Consider the following 10,681-nt stretch of genomic DNA (forward strand, 5'->3'; position numbering starts at 1 on the left):
TCTTCACCTAAAGCTACCTAACTGCACTTCGATGATTTCTAGGGAATAGGTCACATAAGTTTTCCAAGGCAAGAACAACAGGAACAATAAACAGACTAAAACCTCACAAACAAAAAACCCAACTTTCACGTCCCCCCTTGTCCCTATACTTAACTATTGTGTTTTTGCATGAGCACAACTTTGCTTTCGGCTTTTTTCTTTTCAAGGGCGTGTTCGGCATTCCACACCAAATCGCCAATACCATCGGTCGGCTGAAAGTCGGTGGGGGCGGCAATCAATATCTCACGCACTTTTTCGTGATCGAAGTCGTGGCAGGCTTTATCCAGTTCGTCCATAGTTTGCACAAAATCAAGCAGTGACAAAAAGCGCTCGTTAGCAGTCATGATGCGTTTATGCTGAGTTTCCTGCACATTGTCGCCAATCAACAGTTCTTCAAACAATTTCTCACCAGGACGCAGGCCGGTAAATTGGATTTCAATATCACCATTGGGATTCTCAGCGGATTTCACTTCTAATCCAGACAAACGAATCAAATTTGTCGCAAGGTCAACTATCTTAACCGGCTCCCCCATGTCCAACACAAAAACATCGCCACCTTTACCCATGGCACCCGCTTGAATCACCAGTTGCGCAGCCTCAGGGATGGTCATGAAGTAACGAATAATATCTGGATGAGTCACGGTAATTGGCTGATTTTCCTGAATCTGTTTTTTAAAGACAGGAATCACCGAACCAGAGGAACCAAGCACATTACCAAAACGCACCATACAAAAACGAGTGAATTTTTGTTGCTTAGCGGCTTTTTTGGCCTCTTCTTCTGCCAACGCCTGTAAGCCCAATTCCGCCATACGTTTGGTCGCGCCCATCACATTGGTAGGCCGCACCGCTTTATCGGTAGAAATCAACACAAAGGACTCTACACCGCTTTCAACCGCCGCTTTTGCACAATAAAACGTACCAAAAGCGTTATTACGCACCCCTTCCACCACATTATATTCCACCAAGGGGACATGTTTATAAGCCGCGGCATGATAAACCGTGTGAACCCCAAATGCCTTCATGGTTGACGATAAGCGATTAATATGCTGTACCGAACCAATCAAGGGCACAATAGTGACGTTAAAAGATAACTCTCCCAACAACTCATTTAATTCTTTATTGATGTTATAAACAGCAAACTCAGACACATCAAATAAGACCAAAGTCGTCGGCTGCTGAGCTAATATCTGCCGGCATAATTCAGAACCAATGGAACCACCGGCGCCCGTTACCATGACCACTTTTCCGGCAATATTTGACTGCATCAAAGACAGTACAGGAGCCACCACATCACGACCTAACAAATCGTCTACCGCCACATCCTGCAATTCACTAACCTTCGCTTTGCCCGTCACAATATCATCAAAATCTGGTACTGTTAGTACTTCCACCGCATAAGGCAGCAACTGATCAATTGCCTTCTTACGTTCAGAGCGACTGGCTTTCGGAATCGCCAGTAGCACCTTCTCGATATAATACTTTTCAATCAATTCTTCTAGCTTATTCACATCATAAACAGGAATTCCCTGGATGATGGTATTCGCCAAAGACGCATCATGGTCGATAAAACCCTTTACTCGATAACTTGATGCCTGACGCAACGCCAATGCAAGTTGACGCCCGGTAGAACCAGCCCCAAACACCAACACAGACTCACAGCCCTTAGTTGGCACTTGCAGCAATAAACCACGAATCAACAAACGTGAGCCGCCACACAACATCACCAAAAAAGGAAAATAAATAATCGGTACAGTACGGGGAATCGGCGCTTGAAAGAAATACGCCAGCGTAGTGACGCTTAAGGCAGACACAGCCGCACCAAACAAAATCGACGTAAAAGCATGAAAAGTTAAATAACGCAGAATAGCCCGATACAAACCCAACCGAGCATTAACAAACAAGGTCACAAGCACGGTACCAGCTAATACAAACCAAACCGAATCGCTTTTAAACGCACTAAACTCACCCAGCCGCGCCCAATAAGCACAAAAAAACGCTAGACAAACAAACAATGAATCCACAGCCAAACTGATTAAACGTTTATTAAACCGCGACAAAGACCAAAGAAAATCCAATTTTTTTACCATTATGTACACCTATATGTACTAAAACTAAACATCATGTAATGTAACTATCAATTAAAAACTAATCTCCCCGTAGGTCAGATGAGCCGAGGCACGAAGCGTGATCTGACAATCCCCTCTCCTTATCTTCAAGGGCTAGGGCGAGGTTAAAACCAACCACCCCGTAGGTCAGATGAGCAGAGGCACGAGGCGTGATCTGACAATTCCTTCCCTTTATAGGGAGGGGTTAAAACCAACCACCCCGTAGGCAGGATGAGCCGAGGTACGAGGCGTGATCTGACAATTCCTTCCCTTTATAGGGAGGGGTTAAAACCAACCACCCCGTAGGCAGGATGAGCCGAGGTACGAGGCGTGATCTGACAATTCCTTCCCTTTATAGGGAGGGGTTAAAACCAACCACCCCGTAGGCAGGATGAGCCGAGGTACGAGGCGTGATCTGACAATTCCTTCCCCTTATCTTCAAGGGGAGGGCTAGGGAGGGGTTAAAACTACCCACCCCGTGTCAGATGAATCAAGGCACGAAGAAGTAATCTGACATTTGACCTACAACAAACCTAAGTAAAAGCATTTTACGTAAAATTTGCAAACAATACGCATGTAAGGTTTACGAAAATTGACAAAAATTAACCTTTTACTCTATCACCAGACCCACTGCCCGTTACCGTCTTGATGATATAAACAAAGTAGTTTTTCAAAGACAAACTCTGAATCATCTTGGCATCGGTTTCCGCCAACAACTCAGGTGTCGACATATCGATATCCGAAATTTGTGCCAATCCAGTAATACCAGGTCGCACGGAAAACACACCTTTGGCATCGCGCGCTTGGGTCAATTCCGTTTGGTTAAACAACCCAGGACGCGGGCCAACTAAGCTCATCTCACCTTTCAGCACATTCCAAAGCTGCGGCAATTCATCCAATTTGGTTTTACGTAAAAAACCGCCCAAAGGCGTGATGGAACTTGTTGAGGCCAAATGACTCGCCACCGACGCCGTATCCACCGACATAGTACGAAATTTCACCAGCACGAACAGTTTCTTATTACGCCCTACTCGCTCTTGACGAAAGATAGGCGAACCTGTGTCAGACAAACCAATCAAATAAATAATCAACAACACAGGAAAACCGCACACTAGACCTAACAGGGCAAACACAAAATCTAATATACGAAACATTTTACCATCCAGTTATTACGAATTTTTTTTAGCAGCCAGTTGAAAACCGTGTTCAACCGTATAAGGAGGATCCCAATCAAGCGTTTTTTTAGTGTGCTCGATATCGAGCTGCAAAGACCCAACCAAGCGGTCTACCATGTCCTCTTTCTTGAAAAGCTTACCAGCCAGTTTAAAACACCACACAGGAACAGGAAGTAATAAATTCGCTTTGCCTTGAGCTTTAGCCATCAAAGCGACCATTTGAGCCGTGGATAAATCATCATCATCTGATACCAAGAACACTTGATTCGCGGCCTTAGGATGATCAATACACACCTTTATCAGATCCACCAAATTATACACAGAAACCAAGCTACGTTTATTCTGATTAATCGCTCGAAACGGCAATGGAAATCCTTTACCGACCAACTTCATAAGAGAAGCAAAATTGGCTTTTACTCCTTCACCGTAAACCAAAGGCGGGCGGATGATTACAATCTCCATGCCCGTTTCTTTGCCTAACGCCAATAACTGTTCCTCTGCTTCAGATTTAGACATGCCATAAGGGTCTTCAGGCAAACACGGATCAAAAGCAGTAAACGGCGCACGATGCGAAGTAGATTCACCGTTTACCTTAATCGAACTCAAAAAGATAAACCGCTTTACACCAGCCTCGGCGGCTTGGTCAGCTAGATTTAACGTGCCAGCGACATTAACTTCACGATAAGCTTCTAAAGGGTCAGTTATTGTATCAGACATAACATGGACTCTAGCTGCGGCATGTAGAACTACCGAAACGCCATCTAAACAATCGGCAAATTGCTCATCTGTACTCAATATTTTTTGAAAAAAAATCTGGGATTGTTTCTCTAACTTTCTGCGGCCGACCAGTTTTACAGTTCTAGTGTTAAGAGCTTCTACCAATGCCTGACCGACAAACCCAGTGCACCCTGTAACAAGTATTGTCAATTCTAATGTCCTTTTTTTATTGCCTGGTTAAGAATGTTATCCACTGCAGAGCCCACCGAAAAATACCGCTCAAGTAACAAACGAGCATTGAAACCTGCCTGCTTACGCCGCTCAACTGAAGCTAAAATTAACTCAGCGGCTAGCAAAAGTGCCGCATCTTCACCATTTTTAAATACAAAACCACTTTGATTGCTATTTATCAAGTCGATAATATCATTATCAGGATTGACGCTGCCTAAAATAGGTAAGGATTCTGACATATAGCCCAGCAACTTACCGGGAAAATTATGCGCTGTATGTTTGGCTGATAATGAAAACAAACCCACATCTACCACAGTAAGTAGCTCACGATAAACATCCTGTGATACTGAAGATTTAATCGTAACATTGTCCAGCATCCATTCATCTTTGATCTTCTGTATCAGCTCAAATTCATCTCCCTGCCCAACAAACAGAAAATGTGCAGCAGCCTTGCCTTTCATCCCTTTAGCCAAACGCATTAGATTTGTCATATCTTGCGCATGGCCAATATTACCTCCGTAAAAGAACACCACCTTATCGCGTAACTGCCATTCACTGCGCCAGTCAGTCTTAATGCTCTCCCTTGGTAAAGGCTGAGTATCGGACCAATTCATCAAAATCTGTACATTCGGATAGCCAGGGTACAGTCTATTAAATAACTGCAAATTCGCTTCAGACATCACGCCAATACAGTCAGATATACGATAATTCAGCTTTTCAAAATAACGAAAATACCTAGCTATTACGGAGCCTTCACGTATAAGACCTTCATCTATAATCCATTGTGGAAACATATCCCGCAAAATCAAATAGACATAGGCACCATGCTTCTTTAGCTTCTTGGCTAAAGGTCCAAAAAAAATAGTGGGTGAGTAATTAATGCAAAGCTCAAAAGGCTGCTGTTCTACATTCTTTTTTATCGCTTGCCACGCTTTAACAGATAACAAAGACTCATTAAGCGCACGCCGAGCTTTACCTACCTCGCGAGTTCTGCCGCTCTTGAATCGCCAAATTTCAACGTCATCAATATGGTCAATTACCAGCGTGGTTTGCTGCTCAGGCGTGCCTGGGGTAATAATGATAGGTTCATGGTCAGAATGTTTTAACTCAAGCGCAAGTTCATGAAACATTTTTGCGTGGACACGGGTGCTGTCTGGCAAATAATCGTCCGGCAATAAAGCAATTCTCACAGACTACTTTCTCCAAACAACGTTATTAACGTAATCAGTATAGCTGATAATCGTGCGAACTACCTTTTCAGAAACATTGGGCGCGACGTAATCTTTAACAACATTTATAGATCTATTATTACCCCTACCCTGCAGCTCTAACACTGTGATTGCCTGTAAAATACGTTCGATGTTCATGCCAGTAAACATCACTGCCCCTTCCTCAAAGCCTTCAGGGCGCTCCTGTGCATCTCTGATATTTAAAGCTGGGAAATTCATAATGGAAGATTCTTCAGTAATGGTCCCGCTATCACTAAGTACCACTTTTGCATCAAGTTGTAATTTTACATAGTCACTGAAACCTAAAGGCTTCATAAGCTGTACAAGAGGGTGAAAACTTAATTTCAGCGCATCAATCTTCTTTCTAGTTCTAGGATGCGTTGAGACTATAATGGGGAGCTTGTATCGATCAGCTATGGAATTGAGAACCTCAACATATTTATAAATGTTAACGTCTGAATCAACATTTTCTTCCCGGTGTACACTTACTAAGAAATACTGTTTAGCACTTAATGATAGCCTTGCCAACACATCAGACGCATGAATCTTATCTGAATAAAAATTAAGGATTTCGTCCATGGGACTACCAGTCTTAACGATAAGATCCGGTTTTAACCCTTCACGAAGCAAATACTCACGGGCAATATCACTATAGGGCAAATTAACATCAGAAATATGGTCGACAATTTTACGATTTATTTCTTCTGGAACTCTTAGGTCAAAACATCGGTTTCCCGCTTCCATGTGAAAAATAGGAATCTTGCGACGCTTTGCAGAAATAGCAGCCATAGCGCTGTTGGTATCACCTAAAATAAGTAACGCATCAGGTTTGCGCTCAGCCAGCACCACATCGGATTTAGATATTACCTGAGCCATGGTTTCTGCAGCAGAGGTACCAGCGCACTCAAGGAAAACATCAGGACTTCTGATCCCAAGATCATCAAAAAATATCTGGTTTAATTCATAGTCATAATTCTGACCAGTATGAACTAATGTATGCTCGCAATACAGATCCAATTTAGCGATAGTGCGCGACAAGCGAATAACCTCAGGCCGAGTACCAACAATAGTCATTACTTTAAGTTTTTGAATTTCATTGGAAATTTTTAATGTATTCATCATGCATCCGTTTAATTAATTCTGGCCAGCTGGGCGGCACAAAACCGACAGCACTACGAAGTGCGTCTGAGTTAAGGCTACGGTCAATTTCAAAATCAAAATATTCTTCAATCTGTGTAGCAATACCGTATTGTCGCTTAACCAATTGTAAAAGGTGAAATTTATCAATTCTATCTACACTAAGATGATAAAGCCCCGATAAAGAAGGATTATATAAAATAAAGGTTTCAATAAACTCTGCTACGTATATAGTAGGTAACCCTGAAAAAAAAGCCTTGGAGAACCCTTTAACATTGGCAGACTGGCTCAAAAACCAATCAATTAAACTAACGTTTGATTCAAGCTCATGGCCAATAATGGAGGTGCGCAATGTCAAATGACCGTCATAAATTACTTCTCCAAGCAACTTGGAACGCCCATACATATCAGAGGCATCTGGGATATCAGATTCAGTGTAGCCACCTTTCTTACCCGCAAATACACAATCAGTTGAAAAATGAACCAATTTTGCCCCTGAACCAGAACAAAGCAACGCCAGTTGATGAGGAAGTAAAGCATTAATCTCAATCGCAGAAATTGGCTTTTTGGAGTCATCCATTTGCTTTATCAAACCCACACAATTAAACACTATATCAGGCTTAAAGAAATCAATTACTTTAGCAAGAGAGACATTATCCAGAGCATCGACCCCTGCTTGCACATTCATAAAGCCTCTTTCAGCAAGCAGTGTTTTTGCCGTTTCAGATCTTACTGTGCCTAATATTTCGTATTTCCCACTACAGCTAAAATAGCGATGCAAGCTACCGCCCAACATACCATTAGCACCTATTACCAGAATTCTTTTACTCATCAGGGTGCGCCCTTTCACCAGCCTCAATTTTACGTGTATACTCTAACTTACGTAATAATGTCATCATTTCTTCTATTGACAATTGCTGAGTATTGTGGGAGTTATAATCTTCAAAGTTTTTAAGCTCTGCTCGGCCTTGCTCAAAATATTTGCCATAGTTTAGATCGCGGTTATCCGCTGGAATCCTGTAGTATCCGCCTTGGTCTTCAGCTACCAACATTTCTTCCCTGCTACATAGAGCTTCAAATAGTTTTTCGCCATGGCGGGTACCAATAATATTTATTGGATGCTCAGGTTGCATCATTAAAGCAAAAATAGCCTTGGCCAATACTTCTATTGTCGCTGCGGGGGCTTTCTGCACAAATATATCACCATTAGTACCGTGCTCAAACGCATGTAAAACCAGGTCAACTGCATCGTCGAGAGTCATCATAAAACGAGTCATGTTAGGGTCAGTAATAGTAATAGGTTTATTGTTCAAAACCTGTTCCACAAACAAAGGAATCACCGAACCGCGTGATGCCATAACATTTCCGTAGCGAGTGGTACAAATCATGGTCCCAGCAGGAACATTTCGCGACTTTGCAACTATTACCTTTTCCATCATGGCTTTAGAAATCCCCATGGCGTTAATCGGGTATACTGCCTTGTCGGTACTTAAACATACAACTCGTGATACACCATTTACAATGGCGGCTTCAAGTACATTTTCAGTACCTTGCACATTAGTTTTTACCGCTTCCATAGGATAAAATTCGCAACTTGGTACTTGTTTAAGTGCGGCAGCATGATAAATAAAGTTAACGCAGCGCGTTGCATTCAATACTGACTGATAATCACGCACATCCCCAATATAAAATTTCAACTTGGGATGATTATATTTTTTACGCATATCATCTTGTTTTTTTTCGTCACGAGAAAAAATTCTAATTTCTTTTAGATCAGATGTTAAAAAACGGCGCAATACAGCATTTCCAAATGACCCTGTACCACCAGTTATTAATAATATTTTATCTTTAAACATTAGCATACCTTCAATTCATTAATAAGTTGGTGAACTCGTGACCAACCATCATTGGCTACAAACATAGTTTCAGTTTTATTCTTTTTAACTCCCAACAAAATCTTCTCTGCCCAATTTTTACTATCATTAAATTCGCAAAAAGAAACATTATTATAATTTTGAAGAGCTTCTCTTGAGTACATCATATCAATTGCCACAATAGGCTTCCCCATTGCAGCAGCCTCAATCAACGGAAGACCAAATGTCTCAAGTCGACTAGGAAACACAACAAGATTCACTGACTTATAGTAACTTAGTATATCGTTAAACGATAAGTAACCTAAGAAATTAAAATGTCCGTTCAACCCATTCTCATCAATAATTCTATACAATTCGGATGACTCATCTAAATCAATAGTAAAATAAACTATTATGTCAGAGTGATGCCCCCCATGCTGTTTCATATAAATTAGCGCATTTACAATTTCAATATGATTTTTATAGCTATGAGCCGTGGCAGGATAAAAAATCGAATAGCCATCAGGAATTAATGGAATTGATAGGATACTCTCAACATCAGAAATTATAATTTCTGGGCGTGCAACTAAAACCCTATCATTTTGCACCCCTCTTTTGATTAGAATTTTTTTAAACCATTCACTCTGAACAATAAAATAAGTTTCTTTAGATACATATAAAAAAATAAAAAAAGAATATACATATCTATACAAAAAAAGATTAAAATCAGTTTTTTTAAAGAAATTCCATCTGTAATTAACGAAAGGTATAATGTTATGCAGATAAATAATTTTTTTACATGACTGCGTCATTCTTATTGAGGTATTTTGCAGAGATATAATGATTTTTACCTCTATCTTTTCTTTCTTAAGATATGCATCAAGCCCATAAGAATCCCAAACTATTCTAGAAAAAAAAGAAGTTCTTTCGATCTGTATGATTCTTATTAACTCATTATCGACCCAGATATCAATAGAGGGGTGAACAAAAATCAAATATTTATCATCCCCTTCAATACTCTCGATAAATTGAGAAAGTATAGAAAGAGCCCCCCCAGACCTTAGAGCTGTCGCATTAACAACAATCACCATTTTACCTTCTAGCATGTGTTACTTTAATATTTATAACTATCAATAAAGTCTAAATATAAATTCAAGTCATTAGGGGTACCTATACCATGCATTTTTTCTGGCTCGATGTTATAGATACCTATTAGCATTTTCTCTTTAATAGCATAATTATATGTTGGACACGTATAGAACTCTCCATTTATTCTATCATTCTCCACAATCATATCGATTGCAGCATCAACAAATGCACTTCCTTTTGAATATAAATATACCCCTACAGTAGCGTATTCTGATATTACAACTTTCTCTCTAACCTCCGTCACAAAGTCATCTTCATTAATTTTTGCGAATGACCATTTGGGGTCTTTATATTTATCAACAAAAGTAAGTATCGAACCATCAATCCCCCTACCTATACAATCATCAATAAACATAGCAATATCCATATCTACTATTTGATCAGAATTAGCAATGAGAAGTGCATCATCATTATTAATAAATTTTCTTGCACACAATACAGTACAAGCGGTACCTTCTGTTATATTTTCAATAGGGATAAAAAAGGCATTAAATTCTTCTTCAATTTTAGCAACCAGATCTTTTTCTTTTTCCAAATGATCTTTTCTTGCGACTAAAATATACCTTGCCTCAGGGTATTTAAGGTTTTCTAAAACCCTCTGAATCATAGGCTTACCATTCACATCTATAAATGGTTTTGGCTTTTCGTATCCAGCTTCTGAAAATCTACTTCCAGCACCAGCCATTGGTATAACAACATTAATCATTATTTATTTTCCCTATATATTTATCATTATTAGCACCCGGAAATTTAACAACAGTATTTATGGAATCTTCTAACGCAAAGAAATCCGTTGACTCATTAGGCTCTATAACAACAATATCACCTTTGGTATATTCAATCCCATTCATCATCACTCTCCCTGACATTATCACAGTAATTTCTGTGGCAACCTTATGATAATGACTTTCTTCAAAGTCACCTTTCTTGTATTCTTTTACGGCCACCTCTACATCATTAGTTTTTATTAACGTTGGCTCAAAATTACCAACAAACCAACCCTTAAACATGCTTTCCAATTTACTTACTTTCATATCTGATTCCGA

10 protein-coding genes are annotated in these 10,681 nt (G+C 40.1%); all 10 read right to left on the reverse strand.

Annotated features, from left to right (window positions below):
* Positions 1 to 149 precede the first annotated feature (149 nt).
* The gene (locus ACO05V_RS21210) at positions 150 to 2,126 is read right to left on the reverse strand and encodes a polysaccharide biosynthesis protein (protein WP_421856302.1); all 1,977 of its coding nucleotides are present in this window, start codon (positions 2,124 to 2,126) and stop codon (positions 150 to 152) included.
* A 620-nt stretch (positions 2,127 to 2,746) separates the two neighbouring features.
* Complete coding sequence (locus ACO05V_RS21215; RefSeq protein ID WP_421856304.1) at positions 2,747 to 3,298, reverse strand: sugar transferase; 552 nt, start codon at positions 3,296 to 3,298, stop codon at positions 2,747 to 2,749.
* 15 nt (positions 3,299 to 3,313) lie between these two features.
* Positions 3,314 to 4,246, reverse strand: coding sequence for a UDP-glucose 4-epimerase family protein (locus ACO05V_RS21220; protein ID WP_421856306.1), 933 nt, complete (start codon positions 4,244 to 4,246; stop codon positions 3,314 to 3,316).
* 2 nt (positions 4,247 to 4,248) lie between these two features.
* On the reverse strand, positions 4,249 to 5,457 hold the full coding sequence (locus ACO05V_RS21225; RefSeq protein ID WP_421856309.1) for a glycosyltransferase family 4 protein: 1,209 nt from the start codon (positions 5,455 to 5,457) through the stop codon (positions 4,249 to 4,251).
* A 3-nt stretch (positions 5,458 to 5,460) separates the two neighbouring features.
* Positions 5,461 to 6,615: a non-hydrolyzing UDP-N-acetylglucosamine 2-epimerase gene (wecB, locus tag ACO05V_RS21230; RefSeq protein WP_421856312.1), complete on the reverse strand. Its 1,155-nt coding sequence runs from the start codon at positions 6,613 to 6,615 to the stop codon at positions 5,461 to 5,463.
* Positions 6,590 to 7,465: a dTDP-4-dehydrorhamnose reductase family protein gene (locus ACO05V_RS21235; protein WP_421856315.1), complete on the reverse strand. Its 876-nt coding sequence runs from the start codon at positions 7,463 to 7,465 to the stop codon at positions 6,590 to 6,592. Before ACO05V_RS21235 ends, wecB begins: the two co-directional genes overlap by 26 nt.
* Positions 7,458 to 8,489 (reverse strand): polysaccharide biosynthesis protein, encoded by a 1,032-nt coding sequence (locus ACO05V_RS21240; protein WP_421856318.1) that lies wholly within the window; start codon positions 8,487 to 8,489, stop codon positions 7,458 to 7,460. The genes ACO05V_RS21235 and ACO05V_RS21240 overlap by 8 nt, the downstream gene beginning before the upstream one ends.
* Positions 8,489 to 9,592 carry a glycosyltransferase gene (locus ACO05V_RS21245; protein WP_421856321.1) on the reverse strand — a complete coding sequence of 368 codons (1,104 nt, stop codon included), beginning with the start codon at positions 9,590 to 9,592 and terminating at the stop codon, positions 8,489 to 8,491. Before ACO05V_RS21245 ends, ACO05V_RS21240 begins: the two co-directional genes overlap by 1 nt.
* Before the next feature lie 8 nt (positions 9,593 to 9,600).
* On the reverse strand, positions 9,601 to 10,341 hold the full coding sequence (locus tag ACO05V_RS21250) for a glycosyltransferase family 2 protein (RefSeq protein WP_421856324.1): 741 nt from the start codon (positions 10,339 to 10,341) through the stop codon (positions 9,601 to 9,603).
* A complete protein-coding gene (locus ACO05V_RS21255) occupies positions 10,334 to 10,669 on the reverse strand; it encodes a hypothetical protein (RefSeq protein WP_421856327.1) in 336 nt (111 codons plus the stop codon). The genes ACO05V_RS21250 and ACO05V_RS21255 overlap by 8 nt, the downstream gene beginning before the upstream one ends.
* Between the last annotated feature and the right edge of the window lie 12 nt (positions 10,670 to 10,681).

Origin of the sequence: Marinomonas sp., from assembly GCF_965225885.1 — a bacterium.
Classification (GTDB): Bacteria; Pseudomonadota; Gammaproteobacteria; order Pseudomonadales; family Marinomonadaceae; genus Marinomonas.

Bases quoted from the DNA above. Each gene is read 5' to 3' on its own strand.
- ACO05V_RS21210 (WP_421856302.1), bottom strand. From the start codon at position 2,126: ATGGTAAAAAAATTGGATTTTCTTTGGTCTTTGTCGCGGTTTAATAAA.
- ACO05V_RS21215 (WP_421856304.1), bottom strand. From the start codon at position 3,298: ATGTTTCGTATATTAGATTTTGTGTTTGCCCTGTTAGGTCTAGTGTGC.
- wecB (WP_421856312.1), bottom strand. From the start codon at position 6,615: ATGAATACATTAAAAATTTCCAATGAAATTCAAAAACTTAAAGTAATG.
- ACO05V_RS21235 (WP_421856315.1), bottom strand. From the start codon at position 7,465: ATGAGTAAAAGAATTCTGGTAATAGGTGCTAATGGTATGTTGGGCGGT.
- ACO05V_RS21240 (WP_421856318.1), bottom strand. From the start codon at position 8,489: ATGTTTAAAGATAAAATATTATTAATAACTGGTGGTACAGGGTCATTT.
- ACO05V_RS21245 (WP_421856321.1), bottom strand. From the start codon at position 9,592: ATGCTAGAAGGTAAAATGGTGATTGTTGTTAATGCGACAGCTCTAAGG.
- ACO05V_RS21250 (WP_421856324.1), bottom strand. From the start codon at position 10,341: ATGATTAATGTTGTTATACCAATGGCTGGTGCTGGAAGTAGATTTTCA.
- ACO05V_RS21255 (WP_421856327.1), bottom strand. From the start codon at position 10,669: ATGAAAGTAAGTAAATTGGAAAGCATGTTTAAGGGTTGGTTTGTTGGT.